Here is a 25,006-nt window from a genome sequence, read left to right as displayed (position 1 = left end):
TTTTGATGTCCAAAATTTTGTTTCATTCACTTACCGAAGTTAGCTACTAAAAACTTTATTGATTACGTTTTGCTTGTTCAGTTTTCAAGGTTCATGTTGTTTCGTTTAGTGCGTCACCTCTTGGCGACTCACTTATAATATCAAGTATCAGAAACTATGTCAACACTTTCTCTAAAAAAAAATAGTTTTGAAGTATCATGGATTAAAAGAAAATAGAAGTATCTATATGAACACGTTGATTTCCGTTACGGCGGACGCTTTTCGCGGGCATAGCTTCAGTCTTGAGGTGATGGATAGGATAACGGAAAATAAAAATAATGAACGACATCAATTAAAAATGCCGACAATTGACCAAAAGGTGCCTGAAGACCATTTAGTACGCAAACATTCAGCGACATATTTAGGAAGATTATGTAGAAGGAGCCGAGCATCTTTGTCATATTACACGATTAGACAAATCTATGCGCGTCGCAAAGAAACGACTTTGCTGATGCGATAGAAAAGCATGGTATGCGTTGGCAACCTTAAGAGGTCTCAAAAAATTGTCCATGCACGTGATGCTTACTTTTGCTGCCATGAATTTAAACAAACTCGCTACTTGGACATGGCGAGAAACACAAACAGCGTAATAGTGCTCTTAAGAGACACTGACTTTACTTGACCAACCCTCATTTTCAATGAAAAACCACAGGAAAATAAAAAGGTATCGGGAATGCTCAGCACTCCCGATACCTTTTGTCTTCAATCTGAGGCAATCAAAATAGATAATTGCCTTATTACAACTTAGTCAATTTGTAATAATACGTGAAATATAGAAAGTTCGGTTTTTTCCGAGATCAAAAATCTCTCCTGTGTTACTTAGTTTAATAAGAGGTCGTGTTGGAGCGAATTTGTTGACGAACATTACTTCACCACGTTCTAAATTAGAAAGTTCAACAATTGTACCAATAGGTAGATCAGCGACAAGATCAATAAGTGCTTGTACTACTTTAATATCAAACTTTCCAAATTCAGATTCATTAACCATCTCTATCACTTTAAAAGAGGATTGCTTAGATCGATATACACGTTCACATGTCATTGCATGAAATACATCTGCAACAGCAATTATCTGTGCAAAAATCGATATATTGGCTATTTTTTCACCCTTAGGATAACCGCTTCCGTTTAAACGCTCATGGTGTTGAAAGATAGCTTCCTTCATCGTATCCTTTAAAATCGTCAAATCCTTTACCATATTATAACTATAAATAGGATGCTTATAAATCTCATCAAATTCTTGCTCTGTTAAGGTCGTTTTTTTATCACGAATACGCGGGTGAATTTTAGCCATACCGCAATCTGCTAATAAGCCCCCAATTGCTACTTGAATCGTAAGTCCCCTATCATAGCCTAATTTTTGTGCAATAACAGAAGAAATTAATGCTGTACCTACACAATGATGATATAAATAGTCCTTAGGATTGGAATACTCGTTTAAATCAAAAATAATTGTACGATCTTCTAATACCATCTCTAATAATGGCAAAATAATTGTACGTGCTTTCGCAATATCTACTTTCGCACCAGCTTCCCAATTTTTAAATGCCCTTTTAAATTGCTCTACAGAATTGTTATACACCCTTCTAAAAGTTGGGATAGCTTCTGCTGGAATAGCAACTTCTATTTCTTTGTCATCATTTAACTGACCATCTTTCATTCCATCTGTGTATACAGGGACTCTTGAAATGTTAAATGCACTTAAGACTTGTAGATGCTCATGAGAAAATATTGTGTCTTTAAAAATTATTGGATATTGCGTATTAACAAAAATATCTTCAGATATTACTTTACCCAAGCGTAACTCTGAAATTGGGACATGTGTAGTTTCCACGAAATTAACACCTCTTCACTATTTCACTTGCTTAACATTAAGGTTTATTTCATTTTATCATGGAATTCAAAATAATTACTTATTTTTCATGATTTATAATAAAAAACCGATGATCAGCAACCATTGTTGTCGTCATCGGCTTTTTATTATTCTTCTACTTGTTCATCATCTTCAGAAGAGTCGTCATCTTCTGCTTTTTCAACTTTCGCAACTGTTGCGACAAGTTCGTCATCTCCTAAACGAATTAAACGAACGCCTTGTGTGCTACGACCAATTAACGAGATATCATTTACGTCCATACGTATTAGCATCCCATTGATTGTAATTAGCATTAAATCTTCGGAACCATCAACTGTTTTCACAGCAACCATTGGTCCGTTTTTATCAGTGATTTGGATTGTTTTTAAACCTACGCCACCGCGACTTTGTAAACGATATTCTTCTTCGGAAGTTCGTTTACCGTAACCCTTTTCGGTAACCACTAGAATTTCTTCGCCAGATTCAACGATTTCCATTCCAACTACTTCGTCACCGTCACGTAGTTTAATACCACGTACACCACCTGCTGTACGACCCATTGAACGAATATCATCTTCTTGGAATCGTACAAGCATTCCATCACGTGTACCTATAATCACTTGCTTCGAACCATCCGTTAAACGAACAGCTATTAAGTCATCATCTTCACGCAAGCTAATTGCTATTAAACCATTTGTACGGATGTTCGCAAATTGAGATACTGGTGTACGCTTTGTAATACCTGTTTTCGTCGTAAAGATAAAGTAGGCATCTTCTTCAAATGAACCAACACGAATCATTGCCGTTACTTTCTCATCTTTCTCAATATTGAGTAAGTTAACTATTGGTAAGCCCTTTGCTGTACGACCATATTCAGGAATCTCGTAACCTTTTGCTCGGAATACTTTCCCTTTTGTTGTGAAGAATAAAATTGTATCATGTGTAGATGTATTCATCAGGTGTTCTACAAAATCATTTTCGTTTGTACCCATACCTTGTACGCCACGACCGCCACGTTTTTGACTGCGATATGTATTCGCAGCTAAACGCTTAATATAACCATTATGAGTTAAAGTAACTACTGAATTTTCAACAGGAATTAAATCTTCGTCCTCAATCATTTCCATGCCACCAGCTGTAATTTCTGTACGACGTATATCATTGAAGCGTTCTTTCACTTCTAATATTTCGGTACGAATGATTTCAACTATTTTCGCTTCATCTGCTAAGATAGCTTTTAATTCAGCAATTAACACTTGCAGCTCTTGATATTCAGCTTCTATTTTTTCACGCTCTAAACCACTTAAGCGTACTAAGCGCATATCTAAAATTGCTTGTGCTTGACGTTCAGATAAATTAAATCGCTCCATTAATTGTGGCTTCGCTTCATCACCACTACGAGAACCACGAATAATTGCAATTATTTCATCGATATGATCAAGTGCGATACGTAAGCCCTCTAAAATATGTGCACGGTCCTCTGCTTTCTTTAAATCAAACTCCGTACGACGGCGAATAATGACTTTTTGATGCTCAAGATAATGATAAAGCATCTCTTTTAAGCCCATTACTTTTGGTTGACCATTCACTAGAGACAACATATTAATACCAAAGCTCGATTGCATTGCTGTTTGCTTATATAAATTGTTTAATACGACATTGGCATTAGCATCTTTACGCACTTCAATGACCACGCGCATACCACGGCGGTCTGATTCATCCCGCAAGTTTGTAATACCATCTATTTTTTTATCACGTACAAGCTCCGCAATCTTTTCAATGAGCTTTGCTTTGTTTACTTGATAAGGTAATTCATGAATAAGAATTGTTTCTTTACCATTCGCTTTTTGTTCAATTTCAACCTTTGCACGAATAATAATTGAACCGCGACCAGTTTCATAGGCACGACGAATGCCACTCCGCCCTAAAATTAAACCGCCCGTAGGAAAATCAGGCCCAGGGATAATCTCCATAAGCTCTTCTGTTGTAATGGCAGGGTTTTCAGAAAGTGCAAGTACTGCATCAATTGTTTCTCCAAGTTGATGTGGTGGAATATTCGTTGCCATACCAACGGCAATCCCCGCAGCTCCATTCACTAATAAGTTTGGATAACGACTTGGTAGAACAACTGGTTCCCTTTCAGAACCATCGTAGTTGTCTGTATAATCAATTGTATTTTTATTAATATCACGTAGCATTTCCATTGCAATACGTGACATTCGTGATTCTGTGTAACGCATCGCTGCAGCACCATCACCATCGACAGATCCAAAGTTACCATGACCATCAACAAGCATGTACCGGTAACTAAAATCTTGTGCCATACGTACCATTGCATCATAAATTGATGAGTCACCATGCGGGTGATACTTACCCATTACATCCCCAACAATACGTGCTGATTTTTTGTACGCTTTATCTGCTGTATTTCCTAACTCTTGCATGCCATATAAAATACGACGATGTACTGGTTTTAACCCGTCACGTACATCAGGTAATGCACGTGACACGATTACACTCATTGCATAATCGAGAAAGGATGTTTCAATTTCTTCAGTTATATTAATTCCTTTAACACCAGAGCGTTCTTGTTCTGACAAAGTGTAGACCTCCCCTCAATAAAAATTAAATATCTAAATTCTTTACATATACGGCATTTTCTTCGATGAATTGACGACGAGGCTCAACTTCATCACCCATTAAACGTTCAAATGCTTGGTTTGCCTTGATTGCGTCATCTAATTCTACTTGTAGTAATGTGCGATACTCGGGATCCATCGTTGTTTCCCAAAGCTGTTCCGCATTCATTTCTCCAAGACCTTTGTAACGTTGTACATTTGGTTTTGGTATTTTTGGTAGGCGCTCTAAAATTTCTTTTAATGTTTCGTCGTCATAACAATATTCAATGTGCTTGCCTTGTTTCACTTGATAAAGTGGTGGCTGAGCAATATAAATATAACCCGCTTCGATTAATGGTCTTAAGAAACGGAAAAAGAATGTTAAAAGCAACGTACGAATATGCGCACCATCGACATCGGCATCTGTCATAATAACGATTTTATGATAACGGGCCTTTTCTAAGCTAAATTCTTCACCAATACCAGTACCAAATGCGGTAATCATCGCGCGTATTTCTGCATTCGATAAAATTTTATCTAAACGTGCTTTTTCGACGTTTAAGATTTTACCTCGCAATGGCAAAATTGCTTGGAAGTGACGGTCACGACCAGATTTTGCGGAACCACCGGCAGAATCACCCTCAACAATATAAATTTCACAGTCAGCTGGATTCGTAGAAGAACAGTCTGCTAATTTACCTGGTAAACTCGACACCTCAAGAGCTGATTTACGACGTGTAAATTCACGAGCTTTTTTCGCAGCAACCCGTGCACGAGCAGCCATTAAACCTTTTTCAACCACTTTACGAGCTACAGTTGGATTTTCTAGCATGAATCGCTCGAAACCATCTGAGAATAAAGCATTTGTAATTTGACTTACTTCAGAGTTACCCAACTTTGTCTTCGTTTGCCCTTCAAATTGAGGGTCAGGATGCTTAATAGAAACAATAGCCGTTAAGCCTTCACGAACATCTTCGCCCGTAAGATTTGTATCTGCCTCTTTTAATAATCCATTTTTACGTGCGTAATCATTGATAACGCGTGTTAGAGCCGTTTTAAAGCCGGACTCATGTGTACCGCCTTCATACGTATTAATGTTATTAGCAAATGAAAAAATATTTGATGAGAATCCAGCATTATATTGCATCGCAATTTCAACTGAAATACCATCTTTTTCACCAAGAACATCAATCGGTTCATGGATTGGTTCTTTAGATTGATTCAAGTGCTCTACATAAGAACGGATACCACCTTCATAATGATATGTAGTAGAACGTTGTTCTTCTTCACGTTCATCTGCAATTGTAATGCGGATACCTCGGTTTAAATAAGCTAATTCACGAATACGATGTGCTAAAATATCGAATTCGTAGACTGTTGTTTCTTTGAATATTTCAGGATCGGCTTTAAATCGTGTAGTTGTTCCATTACGATCAGTATCCCCAATAATAGTTATAGCCTGAATAGTTTTCCCACGTTCAAATTTAATTTCGTGAATATGTCCCTCACGATGAACTTGAACGATAGTCTCAATTGAAAGAGCATTTACTACAGATGCCCCAACGCCATGAAGACCTCCAGATACTTTGTATCCACCACCGCCGAACTTACCACCGGCATGTAGCACTGTCATAATTACCTCGACAGCGGGTTTCCCCATTTTTTCTTGAATACTAACTGGAATTCCTCGTCCATTATCTTCTACGCGAATCCAGTTTTCCTTTTCAATTGTTACTGTAATATCTGTACAGAATCCTGCAAGAGCTTCATCAATACTATTATCAACGATTTCCCATACTAAATGGTGAAGTCCTTTGGAGCTTGTTGAACCGATATACATCCCTGGTCTTTTACGAACTGCTTCTAAACCTTCCAATACCTGTATCTGATCGGCTTCATAAGCTTGATCTTGTAAACCTTCGTTTTCTATAGCCACGGCTTTCATCTACTCCTTCATAACATCATTGTGTGTAAATGAATGAACAGTCAACCGAGCTGACTATTACCATTCTTTTATAATCTAAAAAACTCCCCGGCTAACTTTCTTCAATCGCACCTTGTTTCACGTGGAACAGTTGAGCATGTTCCATCGTTTCATGATGAATTCCATCAACACTTGTAGTAGTAACAAAAGTCTGGACCTCACCTTGAATGGTATTTAATAAATGCGATTGGCGATAATCATCGAGTTCCGACAATACATCGTCTAAAAGTAGAATGGGTGTTTCATTTGTTTCTTGTTTAATTAATTCAATTTCGGCGAGCTTTAATGACAACGCAGTTGTACGTTGTTGCCCTTGCGAACCATATGTCTGCACATCATAGTTGTTTACCAAGAACTGCAAATCATCTCGATGTGGACCAACCATAGTTACACCACGATCAAATTCACGACTCTTTGCCTCTAATAGCTTTTTGTGCAAAAGATTTTCGACTTCACTAGGTGTGTGATCTTTTTCAATACCAGCAACTGTGCGGTATTTAATAGCTAAAGTTTCCTTGCCTTGTGAAATGCTTGCGTGAATAGGTTCTGCCCACTCCTGTAATAAATCCATAAATTGAAATCTTTTACGAATAATTTGGGTAGCAGCATGAATATATTGCTCATTATAGACTTCATACATTACGTCATCTGTCATTACTTTGCCTTGGTTCATTTTTAAATAATGATTACGTTGTTTTAAAATTTTTTGAAAGGTTAATAAATCATGTAAGTAGACTGGAGAAATTTGTCCAATCTCCATATCAATAAAACGTCGTCGTATTTGCGGACTCCCTTTTACAACATTCAAATCTTCGGGTGCAAACATAACCACATTCATTTGGCCAATATAATGACTAAGGCGGCTTTGCTCAATATGATTTATCTTACCTTTTTTACCTTTTTTCGTAATCGTAAGCTCAATTGGTAAAATACCGTGCCTTTTTCGAACGGCCCCTTCTATTTTACCATAGTCTGAATCCCAACGTATCAATTCTTTATCGTTCGTCGTACGATGAGATTTAGCCATGGCCAATACATAGATTGATTCCATAACATTTGTTTTCCCTTGAGCATTTTCACCAATAAATACATTGATTTTTGGAGAAAAGTTTAACGCTAAAGCATCATAGTTGCGGTAATTTGTAAGTTTTAACTGCTCAATATGCATAATTTATTGTCCAGCGGGTCCAATGATACGAAATCGACCACATCCAGGTATATTTACGACGTCTCCATTACGTAGTTTGCGACCACGGCGATCATCTACTTCGCCATTTACGTATACTTCATTTTCGTGTAAAAACCATTTAGCCATGCCACCTGAGCTAATAGCATCGGTCATTTTCAAAAGCTGTCCTAACGTCACAAACTCAACGTCAATTTCAATGTCTTTCATAGCTGTGTCACCCTCCAAATACATAATATCTATCTCTCTATCATACCTAAAAATGCATCATAAGTAAAAAAAGATAGCCGTAGTTAACGACTATCTCCTAAAGCATATCAAAATTATTAGTGGTGACCAGCAAAATAAAGTGAACTTAATATCTGTTCCTTAGTTTAGTTACACGTACTAAAAAATTAGTAAGTACGAACTGGTAAAATTAACTGTAGTATTGCGTCATCATGTACAGAACGCAAAATAAACGGTCTCATAGCCCCTGTAAATTGAATAACTACATCTTGCCCATCAATTGCTTTTAAAGCTTCCATCATGTATTTCGCACTAAAGGAAATCTTTAGGCTCTCCCCTTCTAATGCTTCTACAGGAATTTCTTCTTGTACTTTACCGATTTCTGGTGAATTGGATGAAACTTCAACAGCTTGATTATCTAAAATATCGAAACGCACAACATTATTACGATCACCACGAGCTACAAGCGATGCACGATCGATTGCTTGTAATAATGCCTTACCGTTAATCGTCACATTTGTTTGATATTCTTCTGGAATTAAACGTGTTGTATCTGGGTAATTGCCTTCTAGTAAACGAGAGAAGAATAATACATCCCCGGTTTTAAATAATACTTGCTGGCTAGTAATAACAATTTGAACAAGATTTGTAGAATCTTCTAAGACCTTGTTTAATTCATTTAAGCTTTTTCCAGGAATAACCACACTATGTTCAACTGCTGGTAAATTTTCTAGTTGTACCTTACGTCTTGCTAGACGATGACTATCTGTTGCAACACAGATTAATGTTTCATTTTTTATCTGCCAGTTTACACCTGTCAATACCGGTCTGCTTTCTGAAGTGGCAACTGCAAATACTGTTTCACGGATAATTGATTTTAATAAGTCCGCAGGTATAGTAAATTTTTGATCTTCGGTTAATTCAGGTAGCAACGGATACTCTGCTGCATCTGAGCCAATTAAATGAAATTCAGATTTACCTGAACGGATATGTGTTTGGAAACCAGCTGTTACTTGTATTTCAACATCATTTGTTGGTAACTTACGCACAATTTCATTGAACATACGAGCTTGTACAACTATTGAACCTGTTTCAGCTATCTGGATAATTTGTTGCCCATCTTCTTCTACTGGAATAAACGTTTGGATTGTAATATCTGCATCACTACCAGTTAAGCGGATACCTTCATTTGTCACATCAATTTTAATCCCCGTTAAAATAGGAATAGTTGTTTTAGAACTTACAGCTTTCATGACATCATTTAAGCCCTCTAATAAACGGTCACGTAAAATATCAAATTTCATTAGTTTTCCCTCACATATTTATATTATTTATTTATTAAATATAAAAAGATATAGTAATAGGTCCTGTGGATTTGTGGATAAGTGCTTTGAGATGAATAAAATCAGTCTATCCACATGTAGATAGACTGTGCATAAGTTTGTGCTTAAATAATTGAATTATCCACAGGATTATTTCCCTAGCATGCTTCGTATTTGTTTAACATCTTGTTGTAGTTGAGTGTCATTTTTCAACATAGAAGATATTTTTTCGTGAGCATGGATAACTGTTGTATGATCACGACCTCCGAATTCTTCTCCAATTTTCGGCAGCGAAAAATCTGTTAATTCGCGTGATAAAAACATCGCAACTTGACGAGGAAAAGCAATTAATTTCGTTCGTTTTTTAGCGACAAAATCTTCTAAACGAATATTAAAATGCTCTCCTACTGCATTTTGAATGTCTAAAATGGAGACTATTCGTGGTTTAGAATTAGGAATTATATCTTTCAACGCTTCAGTTGCTAATGTAGCGTTAATATCCTTGTTAACAAGTGATGAGTACGCCACGACACGAATAAGCGCACCTTCAAGCTCCCGAATATTGGAGTCAATCTGGTTCGCAATATAGAGCATTACTTCATTTGGAACATCTAGACCATCTGCCTTAGCCTTTTTCCGTAGTATAGCAATACGAGTTTCTAAATCGGGTGGTGCAATGTCAGTAATTAATCCCCATTCAAATCGTGAGCGCAAGCGATCCTCTAATGTGGGAATTTCCTTTGGTGGGCGGTCACTTGAAATAACAATTTGTTTTGATTCTTCATGCAATGTGTTAAATGTATGGAAAAATTCTTCTTGCGTAGATTCTTTTCCTGCTAGGAATTGAATATCATCAATTAGTAGCACATCTACATTGCGATATTTATTGCGAAAATCGAGTGCCTTATTATCACGAATAGAGTTAATAAATTCATTTGTAAATTTTTCTGATGATAAGTACACGACTTTTGCATTTGGATTATGTTCTAACACATAGTGGCCAATTGCGTGCATTAAATGCGTTTTACCAAGTCCTACTCCCCCATATATAAAGAAAGGGTTATAAGCTTTAGCTGGTGCTTCCGCAACAGCTAAAGAAGCAGCATGTGCAAAGCGGTTTCCAGAGCCGATGACAAACGTATCAAATGTATATTTCGGGTTTAACATACCTGGCGAAATATCGTGATGATCGTTATTTTTTGCTTGGATAATAGGCGCTGGTAAGTCAAAATCGTCCGAATCCTGGTTTTTTTGAACAACAAATTTAATAAGCAAGTCTTCGCCTGTAAGCTCCGTTAATATACCTGTAATCAAATGAATATAATGATTTTCAAGCCAATCTCGAGCAAACGAATTTGGCGCGGCAATTGTCACTGTTGACCCACTACCATTGTAAGAAAGTAGTTTTGTAGACTTTAGCCACGTTTCGAAGCTTGGTTTAGAAATTTTTTGTTCAACTTGAGCCAGGACATTATTCCATAATTCTTCTAAATGTTCCAAGCTGCTATTCTCCTTTACAGTTCAATACATATACAGCAATAAAAATATCGTGCATTTATGTGATAGGTAAATACGTTCATTTTACGACTAATCCACAAAATCACAAGCTGTGGATAAAACTTAACCAAAGGCTGTGATAAAAATTATCCACAGCATATCAACAGTTGTGGATAAAAGAATAGTTCGTTTCAGTTTTCAACAAAGTGAAGCACAGTTATCGTATCAGAAAAATAAAGCCATTTCAATAGTTTGCGAAACTTATCCACACAACCTTTGTTTATGCACTTTTGAGTTGTCCACAAGCACTGCTTATGTGAAAAAGCTGTAGATAACACTTGTGGATAAAAAAACATGCAAAAAATACTATACACAGGTCTGTGTGAAAAAGACAAGTATTCTGTGGATAATTACAATAATAAAAAATATAAGATTCTAGAAACGATTGTTGAAAGAAATTTATGAAATACATTGACAAAATAGCTGATTACTTTATATAATATGCAGGTCTGTATGTTGAAAAATTCAACTTTCATTCAGGAGGTGTCTATATACATGAAACGTACTTACCAACCAAAAAAGCGTAAGCACAGCAAAGTTCACGGTTTCCGCGCACGCATGAGCACGAAAAACGGCCGTAAAGTTCTTGCTGCTCGCCGTCGTAAAGGCAGAAAAGTTTTATCAGCATAAAATAAGTCCACTGAGCCACATCAGTGGTCTTTTTTTTCTTTATTTTTGGTAAACTTAAAAATAGAGATCGAAGGATATTATTTAGTAGCAGGTGAAAGTAATGAAAAAACGCCATAGAGTGAAAAAGAATGAAGATTTTCAAAAGGTGTTTAAAAAGGGTAAGTCTTTCGCTAATCGCCAGTTTGTCGTTTATTTTTTACCAAAAGAGGGACAAACGGAATTACGTATAGGCATATCGGTTAGTAAAAAGCTTGGTAATGCGGTAACACGCAACCAAATTAAGCGTTATATTCGACAAAGCATTCATGAATTAAAAGATGAGCTCAAGCCGAATATGGACTATGTTATTATCGCCAGACATCCGGCGGCCACTATGGATTTTCATGAAGTGAAACAAGGTTTGCAGCATGTACTACGAATCGCTAAAGTTTTGAAAAAAGCATAGTACATTCCAGCAAATAAAGTGGCGACAAAGCGCACTTTCGTATAAAGTTCCACTGTAACGAGTGTAAATTTAGTAACTATCCTTACTAAATGGTCATATTAAGTTGGAACATTTAGTAGAGTGAAAGCTTATTTGCATGATAAAATAATTGTTAACTTTATTCAAAAGCGAGAGAATATGTTGAGTAAAGAAGAAGGAAAGAAGAACGTAGATAGATTTAAGAAAATTGAATAGGATTTGTAGGGGGAAGACGGTTGAAAAAACAACTTTGGGTAATTTTGTCGCTAGTATCAGTAGCTCTGCTGCTATCTGGTTGTACAGAATTTAATGAGCCAATCTCCAAAGATAGCGAGGGCTTCTGGAATGAATTCATCGTTTGGCCGTTAGTATCGGCGATAAAGTACTTTGCTGATGTACTCGGTACGTATGCGTGGGGGATTATTGCAGTAACAATTATTATTCGTTTAGCTATTCTTCCATTAATGATTAAACAAACAAAGAGTTCTAAAAAAATGCAAGAACTTCAGCCAAAAATGAAGGAATTGCAAAAAAAGTACGCTTCTAAGGATGCACAAACACAGAAACAATACCAACAAGAAATGATGAAGCTAATGAGTGAATCGGGAGCCAATCCAATTGCTGGATGTTTACCTGCATTTATTCAAATGCCAATTTTAATTGGTTTCTATCATGCGATTAGTCGTATGAACGCTACATCTGCTTTTGATTTAGGAAATTTCTTTATGTTCCCATTAGCAGATCCTGCACCAGTACTAGCAATTATGGCTGGTTTAATGCAGTTTATCGTGTTACGTACGGGCCCAGCAATGGACAACCCCCAAATGAAAATGATGATGTACATTATGCCATTCATGATTATTGGTTTCGGTATGGCTTTACCAGCGGCATTATCATTGTACTGGGTAATCGGGAACATTATCTCGATTCTCCAAAACCTTTTTATTTACAAACCTTGGCAAAAGGATAAAACACAACCTGCTCAAAATGGAGGGGCTAAAAAGTGAAACAACTTACGCAAATAGGCGCAACAACACAAGAAGCGATCTCATTGGCGTTACAAAAACTTGGCAAAACCCGTGAACAAGTAGATGTTGAAGTTTTACAAGAAGGCAAAAAAGGATTTTTAGGTTTTGGTGCACGATCTGCTGAAGTTCGTGTGACAGTAAAAGAAGAGCAAGTTCGTTCAACTACTGAAACAGTAAAAGTAGCTGAGCAACTGCATACAGCTAAGGAACTATCGGGCGAAGCAACAGTAGTAGATGATGTTGAAACAGTAAGTTCACAAGTTTCTGAACAACCAATTGAAATCGAAGCTGTCCAGCAAGTCGTAGTAGAGGAAAGTACAGAGGAAGAAGAGAACTCTGTAAATCCAATTGAAGAAGCAAAAGCTTATTTAGTGAATATTGCCGAACAATTGGATATTCAAGATCTTGAAATTGAAACAATACGTGAAGGTAAATATGTATTGTTTCAGCTAAAAAGTGAAAAGGCAGCAATGCTTATTGGAAAACGAGGACAAACCTTAAATTCTTTGCAGCAATTAACACAACTTGTGTTAAATAAAAGTGCTAAGCAGTTCTTAATGGTGAAATTAGACGTGGAAAACTACCGTGAACGTCGCCAAGTAGCACTAGAGCAGTTAGCAGATCGTATGGCTGATAAGGCACTTCGTTTAAATCAGCGTGTGGCATTTGAGCCTATGCAGTCATACGAAAGAAAGATTATTCATAATCAATTGGCAAATCGCCTTGATATTGAAACATACTCAGAGGGAACAGAGCCGAATCGTTATTTAGTCATAGAACCTGTTAAGTAACGGTCAGGATTTGACCCGCTAAAAAACGTACAGACAAAGTATAATAACCTAGGTCATTTTATCGTCATGATAAAATGACCTTTTTTTCTGTGGATAACCGCCTCATGTTGGCTAGTAACTGTAGAGCTTACAAGTGTATGTTAGTGTCTAAATGTAAAATACCTTGTCGATTTTTGTTTCCAGTGGAGTTTGGATATTTTTTAGCGTAAGTGTTGTCCACAATTGGAAATTATCCTTACTTTAGATTTTTTTAAAAATATGTTAGTCTAAGATGTTAGAAAGAGTTGGTCGGTTATGTTTATCCACATGTGGATAACGTTAAGGAGGTAATATAGATGGAGTTCGATACAATTGCTGCGATATCCACACCGATGGGTGAAGGTGCTATTGCAATTGTCCGCTTGAGTGGGGACGAAGCAGTAGTAATTGCAGATAAAATATTCAAATCACCAGGTGGTCAAAGTTTAACAACAAAGGCTTCACATACAATTCATTATGGGCATTTAGTAGAGCCAAAGACAAATGAGGTAGTAGAGGAAGTAATGTTGTCATTAATGCGCGGACCAAAAACATTTACCCGTGAGGACGTAGTTGAAATCAACTGTCATGGTGGACTTGTGTCTGTCAATCGAGTATTGCAATTAGCATTAACAAATGGTGCAAGGCTTGCAGAGCCAGGTGAATTTACGAAAAGAGCGTTTTTAAATGGACGTATCGATTTATCTCAGGCAGAGGCTGTGATGGATTTAATCCGTGCGAAGACGGATCGAGCAATGAATGTAGCCCTTGGCCAAATGGATGGGAAACTATCTCGTCTTATCGGTGATCTCCGCCAAGCATTGCTAGAGACATTAGCGCAAGTAGAGGTTAATATCGATTATCCAGAGTATGATGATGTAGAAGAAATGACGGTGCCAGTATTACTTGAAAAATGTACATGGGTACGAAATGAAATCATTCAATTGCTACAAACATCGTCTCAGGGAAAAATTTTACGAGAAGGCTTATCTACAGTTATTTTAGGTCGCCCAAATGTCGGGAAATCTTCACTTTTAAATAGTTTAGTACAAGAAAATAAAGCGATTGTGACAGATATTGCAGGGACAACTCGTGATATTATAGAAGAGTACGTGAATGTACGTGGTGTTCCGCTTCGTTTAGTGGATACTGCTGGTATTCGAGAGACAGAAGATATTGTAGAGCGAATTGGTGTGGAACGTTCTCGAGAGGCGTTGCGTGGCGCAGATTTAATTTTATTGGTATTAAACTATTCAGATGAATTAACGGTAGAGGATGAGCGTCTATTCGAGACAATTGAAGCGATGGATTATATCGTCGTTGTGAATAAAACAGATTTACCGCAAAAAATCGATTTAGCGCGCGTGAAAGAGTTAGCAGGCAAGCATCGCATTGTGACAACCTCTCTTCTACAAGAAGAAGGAGTCATAGAGCTTGAAGAAGCAATTGCTGCGTTATTCTTTGAAGGGCAAATTGAAGCGGGCGATTTAACATATGTATCAAATGCACGTCATATTGCATTACTTCACCAAGCTCAAGCTACGGTAGAGGATGCATTAGCTGCAGCACAAGCAGGTGTACCAGTTGATATGGTGCAAATAGATGTAACGAGAACGTGGGAGATACTTGGTGAAATTATCGGCGATACGGTACAGGAAAGCCTAATTAATCAGCTATTTTCACAATTTTGTTTAGGGAAATAATTCTACTAGAGAAGGGAAGATACGAGCATGCCAACACAATATGAGGCAGGCACGTTTGATGTAATTGTAATTGGCGCAGGTCATGCAGGCTCTGAAGCTGCTTATGCTGCTGCCAAAATGGGTGCTAATACACTGATGCTAACAATCAATTTAGATATGATTGCCTTTATGCCATGTAATCCGTCAATTGGTGGCCCTGCTAAAGGAATCGTTGTACGTGAAATTGACGCACTAGGCGGCGTGATGGGGAAAGTTATAGATAAAACGCATATACAAATGCGTATGTTAAATACGGGAAAAGGTCCGGCTGTACGTGCATTACGTGCACAAGCGGACAAAGTATTGTATCAACATGAAATGAAACGTGTATTAGAAGAAAATGAAAACTTAACAATTCACCAAGCAATGGTGGAGGAGCTGATTGTAGAAGAAGACGAAGTAAAAGGCGTAATCACACAAATCGGTGCCATTTATCGTGCTAAAACAGTTGTTGTAACAACCGGTACATTCCTACGTGGTGAAATTATTATCGGAGATGTGAAATATTCAAGTGGTCCAAATAACCAACAGCCATCAATTGGCTTAGCAGATAACTTAAAAGATCTTGGGTTCGGTCTTGTGCGCTTTAAAACGGGCACACCACCACGTGTAAACAATCGTACAATTGATTATTCTAAAACAGAGATGCAACCAGGAGACGATGTACCACGTGCGTTTAGTTTTGAAACTACTGAATTCATCATGGATCAATTACCTTGCTGGCTAACTTATACAAGTCCGCAAACGCATGAAATTATTGAGGCCAATTTACACCTTTCACCAATGTATTCAGGCATGATTAAAGGGACGGGACCACGTTATTGCCCATCTATTGAAGATAAAGTTGTGCGATTTAATGATAAACCGCGCCATCAAATTTTCTTAGAGCCAGAAGGTCGTAATACTCGTGAAGTGTATGTACAGGGATTATCCACAAGCTTACCTGAGCATGTGCAAAAACGTTTAGTACAATCCATTCCTGGCTTAGAAAAAGCAGAAATGATGCGTGCAGGCTATGCTATTGAGTATGATGCAATAGTGCCAACACAACTATGGCCAACATTAGAAACAAAACGCATTAAAGGCTTGTATACAGCTGGTCAAATTAACGGAACATCAGGTTATGAAGAAGCTGCTGCACAAGGTTTAATGGCAGGCATGAATGCCGCTGCGAATGTACTTGGTAAAGAAGAACTGATTTTAAGCCGTTCAGAGGCTTATATTGGCGTACTAATCGATGATTTAGTAACAAAAGGGACAAATGAGCCGTACCGCTTACTGACATCTCGTGCAGAATATCGTCTACTGCTGCGTCACGATAATGCTGATTTACGTTTAATGGAGCGAGCATACAAGATGGGAATGCTTGCTGAAGAACGTTTTTCAAAATTCATGAAGAAAAAAGAACTTATTGAAAATGAAATTGCCCGTCTTCGTGAAGTCATTATTAAACCAAATGAAGCAACGCAATCTGCCATCCGCTCTGTAGGTGGTAGTGAACTAAAAGATGGTATTCGTGGAGCAGATCTTTTAAAACGTCCAGAAGTGCATTATGATTTAATATCTTCTTTAATACCGACTGATATTGAATTTACGGACGAAGTGATGGAACAAGTTGAAATTCAGCTAAAATATGAGGGTTATATTGAAAAGGCATTGCAACAAGTCGAAAAACTTCATAAAATGGAAAATAAAAAAATTCCTGAGAATATAGACTATGATGCAATTTCAGGTCTAGCTACAGAAGCACGACAAAAATTAAAACAAGTAACGCCACTTTCTATTGCACAAGCATCACGTATTTCTGGCGTAAATCCAGCAGATATTTCAATTTTACTTGTTTATATCGAACAAGGTAAAATTGCGCGTGTAAGTGGCGAATAATAGAGCAACAGTAAAGTGAATAAGAGGCGGGCATACCTTTGTGCCCGCTTCCTATTTTTAAAAAGGAGACTTTACATGAACGAACAACAATTTATTAAGGCATTAAAGGACAAGGGCATCGAGCTTTCAGAAAAGCAAATAGCCCAATTTAAGAAATACTTTGAGTTGCTTGTAGAGTGGAACGAGAAGATGAACTTAACGGCCATTACGGATATAGAGGGTGTCTATTTAAAGCATTTCTACGATTCGATTAGTGCCTCATTTTATTTTGATTTTACACAAGTAACTACAGTATGTGATGTTGGTGCAGGTGCTGGTTTCCCAAGCATTCCAATTAAAATCTGCTTCCCACATTTACATGTAACGATTGTAGACTCTTTAAATAAACGAATAACATTTTTAAATCATCTAAGCGATGAATTACAATTAGAGCACATGCACTTTGTACATGCTCGTGCAGAAGAATTCGGTCAAAATGTAGCATATCGTGAACAATTTGATGTTGTGACGGCTCGTGCAGTAGCACGCTTGTCGGTATTATCTGAGCTGTGTGTGCCATTAGCAAAACAAGGTGGCTATTTTGTAGCTTTAAAGGCCGCAGCAGGCGCAGAAGAATTGAAAGATGCCAAAAAAGCATTAGCTACATTTGGTGTTACACTTAGAGAAGAATTTTCTTTCTTGTTACCTGTTGAAGAAAGTGAACGAACTTTATATATATTTGATAAAATAAAAGGAACACCGAAAAAATATCCGCGTAAACCAGGTGTACCAAATAAAACACCAATTCAATAATTAGTGTTTCATGTGAAACTTCTCAAGATGGAAAATATTTTTTCTATTTTGAGCATACATACTAGTTAGGGATGGTTCACGCAAATGACATCTATGAACTATATACATTTTAGGAAATATAATAAATAATAATAGAATGACACAGAGCAAGATAGTTACTTAAAGGTGGTGCCACTTGGATGAAAAGTCCTTTTTCACGTTTTTTTGGAGGCGGAAATAAAGCAGAGCCTATTGTGAAAAATGAAGTAGAACAAGCAGAGGCGGTTCAAACTGCAGAAGAGGTCATTAAGCTTCCAATCGATCAAATTGTGCCAAACCGTTTTCAGCCACGTACTATTTTTGATGATGAAAAAATTGAAGAATTATCAAGAACCATTCATACACATGGTGTGATTCAACCAATTGTTGTACGTAGTACAGCAGAGAATCAATATGAAATCATTGCTGGTGAGCGTCGTTATCGAGCAATGAAAAAGCTACAATGGACAGAAGTTCCTGCGATTGTACGAAATTTAAGTGATAAGGAGACAGCTTCCATTGCGTTAATTGAAAATCTTCAACGTGAAGAGTTAACGGCAATTGAAGAAGCGGTAGCTTATCAAAAATTATTAGAGCTTCATGAGCTTACACAAGAAGCTCTAGCCCAACGACTTGGAAAAGGACAATCCACGGTAGCCAATAAATTACGTTTATTAAAGCTTCCTGAAGAAGTGCAACAAGCTATTTTAAAGCGCAGCATCTCTGAAAGACATGCACGTGCATTAATTGCCATTAAAGACCAGCCGTTGCAATTAGATATTTTACAGCAAACGCTTGACAATGATTGGAATGTTCGTCAGCTAGAAGAGCAAATTCATAGAATATTATATCCTGAGGCAGTGGAACAGGAAGAAACAGCACCGAAGAAAGCTAAGCCAAAGCGAAAGGCAATTAGTAAAGATGTTCGTATTGCCTTAAATACCATCAAGCAATCGTTATCTATGGTGACGAAAAGTGGTATAACTGTAAATACTGAAGAAGAAGATACAGAGGATTACTATCAAATCACTGTGAAGATACCTAAAAAGAAAAAGTCTTAAATACATTGTAGTGGTCTGAAATTATCTTAGAAAAACATTTTTATTGAACTACAGGTTATTTATAGGGGAGACAACTTAGACATATTTCTAAGTTGTCTCCTTTTTTGTATATATTCTTAATATTTTATACAACTCTTTTGTGTTTTTTTGATAGAATGAGAGGTAAGATAGCGGTATTAAACAATGATTTTACAAATGGATTTGTCAAAGCAAACTTTGATAGATGAAAGCAGGTGCTTTTAAATGGGTAGAATTATAGCAATCGCCAATCAAAAGGGTGGCGTAGGTAAAACAACGACATCGGTCAATTTGAGCGCTTGTCTAGCGTACTTAGGGAAGAAAGTCCTTCTAATTGATACAGATCCGCAAGGCAATACAACAAGTGGACTGGGCATTAATAAGGGAGAAATACAAAGTTGTATCTATGATGTGTTAATTGACGATGAAAATGTTGAAAATGTCATTCAAGAAACAAATGTTGAAAACTTATCCATTGTCCCCGCAACAATCTCGCTTGCAGGAGCCGAGATTGAATTAGTCTCAACCATTTCACGGGAAGTGCGTCTAAAGCACGCATTGCAAGATGTGAAAGAAGATTTTGATTATATTATTATAGATTGCCCACCGTCATTAGGACTCCTAACTATTAATGCTTTAACGGCATCAGATGCACTCATTATTCCCGTGCAATGCGAGTATTACGCATTAGAGGGATTAAGTCAGCTATTGTCTACAGTACGTTTAGTGCAAAAGCATTTGAACCAACAGCTATATATTGATGGGGTATTATTGACCATGCTTGATGCACGGACAAATTTAGGCTTACAAGTTATTGATGAAGTAAAAAAATATTTTCAAGAGAAAGTATATAAAACAATTATTCCTCGTAATGTGCGATTAAGTGAGGCGCCTAGCCATGGTCAGCCTATTATCATTTATGACGCAAAATCTAGAGGTGCGGAAGTTTATTTAGAGATGGCGAGGGAAGTGATTAAAAATGGCTAAAGGTTTAGGGAAAGGCATAGGAGCGTTATTTCCCGGAGAGTCCCTAGAACATAGTGGACAAGTAGAAGAAATACAATTAGAGCTAATAGTTGCAAACCCTTTTCAGCCACGCAAAATATTTGATGAAGAAACATTGCAAGAATTAGCAGAATCTATTCGGGAACATGGTATTCTACAGCCAATTGCGTTACGGAAAAAGGCTAGAAAATATGAAATTGTCGCTGGAGAACGTCGTTTTAGAGCATCACTATTAGCTGGATTAGATGTTATTCCAGCAATTATTAAAGAGCTAACAGATGCACAAATGATGGAATTAGCAATTTTAGAGAATCTTCAACGTGAAGATTTAACCGTCATTGAAGAGGCGGAAGCTTACCAAAGTTTAATGGAGAACTTACATTTAACACAGGAAGAACTATCCAAACGATTAGGTAAGAGTAGACCACACATTGCCAATCATGTTCGTTTATTAGCGCTGCCAGATGATGTTCGTACACTGATGAATAAGGGTACATTATCAATGGGACAGGGTCGGGCTTTACTCGGTCTGAAAAATAAAAGAAAAATTTCAGAAGTTGCAAGTAAGGTAATAAAACAGGGCTTAAATGTTCGCCAAGTGGAAATGCTCGTGCAAACTTTAAACGAAGAAGTTTCACGTGAAACAGCGCAACCGAAGAAAAAGGATATTTTTGTAGCGGCTAAAGAATCTCAATTAAGAGATTACTTTGGAACAAATGTCCAAATTAAAAAAGCGAATAATAAAGGGAAGATTGAAATTGAATTTTACACCGAAGATGATTTGGAACGCATTTTAGAAATATTGAATTTACAGGAAGAATAGATAGAATCTTCTATAACGTAATCAGAGCGCCAAAATACTAGGCGCTCTCTATTTTTCTAGAGAGGGAAGGCTAGATTGTGGTATTACTAGGGGCATTAATTAATGCAGTGCTCATTATGGCAGGTGCATTAGTGGGGCGAATTTTTAAAAATATACCTGAGTCGATGAAATCTACCGTATTATCAATTATTGGTTTAGCTGTTGCATTATTAGGGATAAAGATGGGCTTTGAAAGTGATAATTTTATTATTTTAGTGGTAAGTTTAGTAGTAGGGACGGTAATAGGTGAATGGATAGATTTAGATAAGCAGATGAATCGACTTGGTCAGTGGGTAGAGTCATTATTTAGTAAAAATCGCAATGGTGACAATCAAATTAGCATCGCTGAGGGCTTCGTAACTGCCTCGCTAATATTTGTTGTTGGGTCAATGGCCGTGATTGGTGCACTCGATAGTGGTTTACGTAATGATCATAATGTGCTAATAACAAAAGGAATTATCGATGGTTTTACATCTATTATATTAGCATCCACATTAGGTATTGGCGTATTATTATCTGCAGTACCTGTATTTGTGTATCAAGGGGTCATTGCCCTCTTTGCAGGCGTTATTAGTGCTTATATTCCAGATGCAGCGCTACAAATGTTCATCACAGAAATGACCGCTGTTGGTGGTGTCATGATTTTGGCGATTGGCTTAAATATAGCAGGCTTAACCAAGATCAAGGCTGCTAACTTGTTGCCGAGTATCATCGTTGTCGGCATTATGGTTGGTATCATCTATCCTTTTCAATGAATAACGATGTGCGGCCAGTAGTAGCGCCCTTGAAAGTTTTTCAGCCATCGCATAAGAAATATGCAGTCTTGTATTTTGTAAAACAAGCATTTCCATAAAGCCTCCAATATTGACAATTCCTTTAATGGAGATGTCGCCGATTGGGGGCAATTGTTTTTTTACAGCCTTCCCAGGCAAAATAGGTCCGTTCTGTACAGCGATATGACCAATATTATGTTCACTTCCTAGACATGCATCAATCGCAATAATGAAAGGTTTCGTAGTATGATGGTGTAGTTGTTGTAGTGTAGCGTCTAAATTGAGGGCATGTAACGGATCTTCCAGAGATCCTACAACTTCATAGGGAAAACTAACTGATTTTTTTAAAAAGCTACCCGTTAAAGGTCCAAGTGTGTCGCCAGTACAACGGTCACTACCAATACAACAGAAAATAAGGCGCTCATGTTGAAAAGGAATATGTTCTAAAAATAATGTACTCAATTGCCAAACGGCATTTTTACTTTCATGGTGAAGCGAATAAGGTAGTACTAAATCTGGTATAGTATTCATAAAAAAACTCACTTTCATTTTTATTTGGAAGAAGTGCTCAATTTTTATGCAGTATACGCAAATTTATAGCAAGTTATTCAAGAGGTGGTATTTATGGATTACTTTAACGAAAAGGTATTAAGGAACTATTGGGACAAGCTGATGTCAGAGGCGTTTTGGGAAAATGTAATAAATGCTTCAATTAAGATTACGATTATTTTGATAGCATCGTGGCTAGCTGTAAAATTAGGTAAAAAGTTTATTAAAAAAGTGTTTTTAATGCGTATGCGTTCACCTTTAAATCACTCAGAACGTCGACAAAAAACAATCGAAAGACTATTACAAAGTGTCATTTCCTATGTTGTTTATTTTTCGGCAATCGTTGCGATTCTCGCTATCTTAGATATTAAGATAGCTGGGTTATTGGCTGGAGCAGGGATTGTCGGTTTAGCCATTGGTTTTGGTGCGCAGAGCTTAGTGAAGGATATCATTACTGGATTTTTTATCATTTTTGAAGACCAGTTTGGTGTAGGCGATTATATAAAAATAAATGCAGCAGAAGGAACTGTTGTAGAAATAGGTTTACGAACAACAAAGATTAATGGGTCTACTGGAGAGCAATTTATTATTCCAAATGGTGCAATTGGAGACGTCGTAAATTACTCTGTGAACAACTCTAAAATTTTTGTGGATTTACAAATGACGACAGATGCAGATTTTGAAAAGGCTGAGGCCATTATCAATAAATATTTAAGCACACTTTCAGAAGTGCATGAAGAACTGGTGTCGACGCCTGCATTTTTAGGTGTGCAAAACGTCAAAGGTACAGAGGTAACTATTCGTATTGTTGCTGAAACATTGCCACAACAACAATATGGGGTGGCACGAACTATTCGTCGTGATGTGACAAAATTATTTGAGGAAAATAATATTCCAATGGCCTATCCAAATATGATGCTGTATGGTAATAGTGGGAAAGAAGGAGGGAGAAACGAATAAATGGAAGCAAAACAATTTGGTTTAAATGATATTGTTGAAATGAAGAAACAACATCCATGTGGCACAAATGAGTGGAAAATTATTCGTATGGGTGCAGATGTACGCATTAAATGTGAAGGGTGTCAGCACAGTGTGATGATTCCACGTCGAGAATTTGAGAAAAAAATGAAAAAAGTATTAAAATTCGCAAATGAAGCTTAATTTTCAGGTGTATTAGACTTTTTAATAGCGAATCAATATAATAGATAAGGTTATAAAGTGAATCTTTAATCGGTGAGCTGCCGATTATTAAAGAAACTTAGATTAAAAACGCCACGTCCTGTGGCTACGTTTAAGTGACCAACATCATGTTGGTCTGTACAGCATTGGGGACGTTTAGGTTGTTAAACGCCCACTTAAACGGCTTGCGTAGTCTTCATTTTGCAGTGGTTCTTAGCACTGGTTAGTACGGGATGAAAGAGCAAATTTGAACAGAACATAGAAAGGTTGTGTCCATGTATGGCATTAACAGCTGGAATCGTTGGTTTACCGAATGTTGGAAAATCAACATTATTTAACGCAATTACAAAGGCAGGAGCATTAGCTGCTAACTATCCATTTGCAACGATTGATCCGAACGTAGGTATTGTCGAAGTACCAGACGCACGTTTAGATAAACTAACTGAATTAGTAATACCGAAAAAAACAGTTCCAACAGCATTTGAGTTTACGGATATTGCGGGTATCGTAAAAGGTGCATCTAAAGGAGAAGGTTTAGGGAACAAATTCCTGGCGCATATTCGAGAAGTCGATGCAATCTGTCAAGTAGTACGTTGCTTTGTAGATGAAAACATTACACACGTATCAGGTTCAGTTGACCCGATTGATGATATTGAAGTGATTAATTTAGAACTTGCACTTGCTGATCTAGAATCTGTTGATAAACGTATTCAACGCGTAAGCAAAATGGCGAAACAAAAAGATAAAGATGCAATGGTGGAAGAACCAATCCTTGTTAAAATTAAAGAAGAACTAGAGAACGGTAGACCGGCTCGTGCTGCTGGGCTTTCTGAGGATGAGTTAAAGGTTATTAAAGGTCTACATCTATTAACAATTAAACCAATGCTTTATGTTGCAAATGTTTCAGAGGAAGAAGTTGCAGATGTAGATAATAATGAATATGTACAAAAGGTACGTGAATATGCATCAGCTGAGGGCGCTCAAGTAATTACAATTTGTGCAAAAATCGAAGAAGAAATTTCAGAGCTTGATGATGAAGAAAAAGCAATGTTTTTAGAAGAACTAGGCATTAAAGAATCAGGCTTAGATCAACTAATCCGTACTTCTTATGATTTACTAGGACTTGCAACTTATTTCACTGCTGGCGTACAAGAGGTTCGTGCATGGACATTCCGTAAAGGCATGAAGGCGCCCCAATGTGCTGGCGTTATTCATACAGACTTTGAACGTGGATTTATTCGTGCAGAAACGGTTGCTTTCGACGATTTAGTAGAAGCTGGTTCTCAAGCTGCGGCTAAAGAAGCAGGTAAAGTACGTCTTGAAGGTAAAGAATACATTGTACAAGATGGCGATATTATGTTATTCCGTTTTAATGTATAAAATTAAGTGAAAGGGCAATCGCAAAAG

The 25,006-nt window shown here is 37.2% G+C and carries 22 protein-coding genes and 1 pseudogene; 15 read left to right on the top strand and 8 right to left on the bottom strand.

All coding sequences use genetic code 11. The annotated features are described in order from the left end of the window. Positions 1-386 precede the first annotated feature (386 nt). Positions 387-629 (top strand): annotated as a pseudogene (locus ACQKII_RS22310) (transposase); the annotation flags it as partial. Positions 630-787: 158 nt separating this feature from the next. Here the strand turns inward: ACQKII_RS22310 and ACQKII_RS22305 are convergent. From ACQKII_RS22305 to dnaA, 7 genes are all read right to left on the bottom strand, one after another. Beyond that, on the bottom strand, positions 788-1,873 hold the full coding sequence (locus ACQKII_RS22305; protein WP_427462643.1) for an HD-GYP domain-containing protein: 1,086 nt from the start codon (positions 1,871-1,873) through the stop codon (positions 788-790). A gap of 146 nt (positions 1,874-2,019) precedes the next feature. Next, positions 2,020-4,491, bottom strand: coding sequence for a DNA gyrase subunit A (gyrA, locus tag ACQKII_RS22300; protein WP_427462642.1), 2,472 nt, complete (start codon positions 4,489-4,491; stop codon positions 2,020-2,022). A gap of 25 nt (positions 4,492-4,516) precedes the next feature. Further along, on the bottom strand, positions 4,517-6,454 hold the full coding sequence (gene gyrB, locus ACQKII_RS22295; protein WP_427462641.1) for a DNA topoisomerase (ATP-hydrolyzing) subunit B: 1,938 nt from the start codon (positions 6,452-6,454) through the stop codon (positions 4,517-4,519). A 91-nt stretch (positions 6,455-6,545) separates the two neighbouring features. Then, the gene (gene recF / locus ACQKII_RS22290) at positions 6,546-7,661 is read right to left on the bottom strand and encodes a DNA replication/repair protein RecF (protein ID WP_427462640.1); all 1,116 of its coding nucleotides are present in this window, start codon (positions 7,659-7,661) and stop codon (positions 6,546-6,548) included. Between the two features lie 3 nt (positions 7,662-7,664). Further along, positions 7,665-7,889 carry a S4 domain-containing protein YaaA gene (gene yaaA, locus ACQKII_RS22285; protein WP_143996690.1) on the bottom strand — a complete coding sequence of 75 codons (225 nt, stop codon included), beginning with the start codon at positions 7,887-7,889 and terminating at the stop codon, positions 7,665-7,667. Positions 7,890-8,074: 185 nt separating this feature from the next. After that, on the bottom strand, positions 8,075-9,211 hold the full coding sequence (dnaN, locus tag ACQKII_RS22280) for a DNA polymerase III subunit beta (protein ID WP_143996691.1): 1,137 nt from the start codon (positions 9,209-9,211) through the stop codon (positions 8,075-8,077). Positions 9,212-9,379: 168 nt separating this feature from the next. Then, positions 9,380-10,729: a chromosomal replication initiator protein DnaA gene (gene dnaA, locus ACQKII_RS22275; protein ID WP_427462639.1), complete on the bottom strand. Its 1,350-nt coding sequence runs from the start codon at positions 10,727-10,729 to the stop codon at positions 9,380-9,382. 552 nt (positions 10,730-11,281) lie between these two features. Between dnaA and rpmH the strand changes: the two genes are divergently transcribed. The 11 genes from rpmH (at position 11,282) to ACQKII_RS22220 (ending at position 21,853) form a co-directional block, all read left to right on the top strand. Beyond that, complete coding sequence (gene rpmH / locus ACQKII_RS22270) at positions 11,282-11,416, top strand: 50S ribosomal protein L34 (RefSeq protein WP_004233310.1); 135 nt, start codon at positions 11,282-11,284, stop codon at positions 11,414-11,416. A gap of 100 nt (positions 11,417-11,516) precedes the next feature. Continuing rightward, entirely contained in the window at positions 11,517-11,861 is a 345-nt protein-coding gene (rnpA, locus tag ACQKII_RS22265) for a ribonuclease P protein component (protein WP_427462638.1), read from the top strand. 254 nt (positions 11,862-12,115) lie between these two features. After that, positions 12,116-12,886 carry a membrane protein insertase YidC gene (gene yidC, locus ACQKII_RS22260; protein WP_427462637.1) on the top strand — a complete coding sequence of 257 codons (771 nt, stop codon included), beginning with the start codon at positions 12,116-12,118 and terminating at the stop codon, positions 12,884-12,886. Further along, the gene (gene jag / locus ACQKII_RS22255; protein ID WP_427462636.1) at positions 12,883-13,698 is read left to right on the top strand and encodes an RNA-binding cell elongation regulator Jag/EloR; all 816 of its coding nucleotides are present in this window, start codon (positions 12,883-12,885) and stop codon (positions 13,696-13,698) included. Before yidC ends, jag begins: the two co-directional genes overlap by 4 nt. Before the next feature lie 335 nt (positions 13,699-14,033). Continuing rightward, the gene (mnmE, locus tag ACQKII_RS22250) at positions 14,034-15,419 is read left to right on the top strand and encodes a tRNA uridine-5-carboxymethylaminomethyl(34) synthesis GTPase MnmE (RefSeq protein WP_427462635.1); all 1,386 of its coding nucleotides are present in this window, start codon (positions 14,034-14,036) and stop codon (positions 15,417-15,419) included. Between the two features lie 27 nt (positions 15,420-15,446). Next, positions 15,447-17,342, top strand: coding sequence for a tRNA uridine-5-carboxymethylaminomethyl(34) synthesis enzyme MnmG (gene mnmG / locus ACQKII_RS22245; RefSeq protein ID WP_427462634.1), 1,896 nt, complete (start codon positions 15,447-15,449; stop codon positions 17,340-17,342). Positions 17,343-17,417: 75 nt separating this feature from the next. Further along, the gene (rsmG, locus tag ACQKII_RS22240; RefSeq protein WP_427462633.1) at positions 17,418-18,134 is read left to right on the top strand and encodes a 16S rRNA (guanine(527)-N(7))-methyltransferase RsmG; all 717 of its coding nucleotides are present in this window, start codon (positions 17,418-17,420) and stop codon (positions 18,132-18,134) included. A 179-nt stretch (positions 18,135-18,313) separates the two neighbouring features. Next, a complete protein-coding gene (gene noc / locus ACQKII_RS22235) occupies positions 18,314-19,213 on the top strand; it encodes a nucleoid occlusion protein (protein ID WP_427462632.1) in 900 nt (299 codons plus the stop codon). Between the two features lie 243 nt (positions 19,214-19,456). After that, positions 19,457-20,218, top strand: a complete 762-nt coding sequence (locus tag ACQKII_RS22230; RefSeq protein ID WP_427462631.1) for a ParA family protein — start codon at positions 19,457-19,459, stop codon at positions 20,216-20,218. Next, the gene (locus ACQKII_RS22225) at positions 20,211-21,059 is read left to right on the top strand and encodes a ParB/RepB/Spo0J family partition protein (RefSeq protein ID WP_427462630.1); all 849 of its coding nucleotides are present in this window, start codon (positions 20,211-20,213) and stop codon (positions 21,057-21,059) included. The genes ACQKII_RS22230 and ACQKII_RS22225 overlap by 8 nt, the downstream gene beginning before the upstream one ends. A 77-nt stretch (positions 21,060-21,136) precedes the next feature. Then, on the top strand, positions 21,137-21,853 hold the full coding sequence (locus tag ACQKII_RS22220) for a DUF554 domain-containing protein (protein ID WP_427462629.1): 717 nt from the start codon (positions 21,137-21,139) through the stop codon (positions 21,851-21,853). Here ACQKII_RS22220 and yyaC read toward each other — a convergent pair. After that, the gene (gene yyaC / locus ACQKII_RS22215) at positions 21,770-22,402 is read right to left on the bottom strand and encodes a spore protease YyaC (protein ID WP_427462628.1); all 633 of its coding nucleotides are present in this window, start codon (positions 22,400-22,402) and stop codon (positions 21,770-21,772) included. The two genes, ACQKII_RS22220 and yyaC, sit on opposite strands and share 84 nt — an antisense overlap. A 93-nt stretch (positions 22,403-22,495) precedes the next feature. Here yyaC and ACQKII_RS22210 point away from each other — a divergent pair, with 93 nt between their 5' ends. The 3 genes from ACQKII_RS22210 to ychF all read left to right on the top strand — a co-directional run bounded on the left by ACQKII_RS22210 (position 22,496) and on the right by ychF (position 24,979). After that, positions 22,496-23,380, top strand: a complete 885-nt coding sequence (locus tag ACQKII_RS22210) for a mechanosensitive ion channel family protein (protein ID WP_427462627.1) — start codon at positions 22,496-22,498, stop codon at positions 23,378-23,380. Then, complete coding sequence (locus tag ACQKII_RS22205) at positions 23,381-23,581, top strand: DUF951 domain-containing protein (protein WP_427462626.1); 201 nt, start codon at positions 23,381-23,383, stop codon at positions 23,579-23,581. 297 nt (positions 23,582-23,878) lie between these two features. Then, positions 23,879-24,979, top strand: coding sequence for a redox-regulated ATPase YchF (gene ychF, locus ACQKII_RS22200; RefSeq protein ID WP_427462625.1), 1,101 nt, complete (start codon positions 23,879-23,881; stop codon positions 24,977-24,979). Positions 24,980-25,006 lie beyond the last annotated feature (27 nt).

Origin of the sequence: Lysinibacillus sp. NPDC048646, from assembly GCF_050272295.1 — a bacterium.
GTDB lineage: Bacteria > Bacillota > Bacilli > Bacillales_A > Planococcaceae > Lysinibacillus.
Note: the sequence above shows the minus strand (reverse complement) of the source record. Positions and strands in the feature narration are given on the sequence as shown.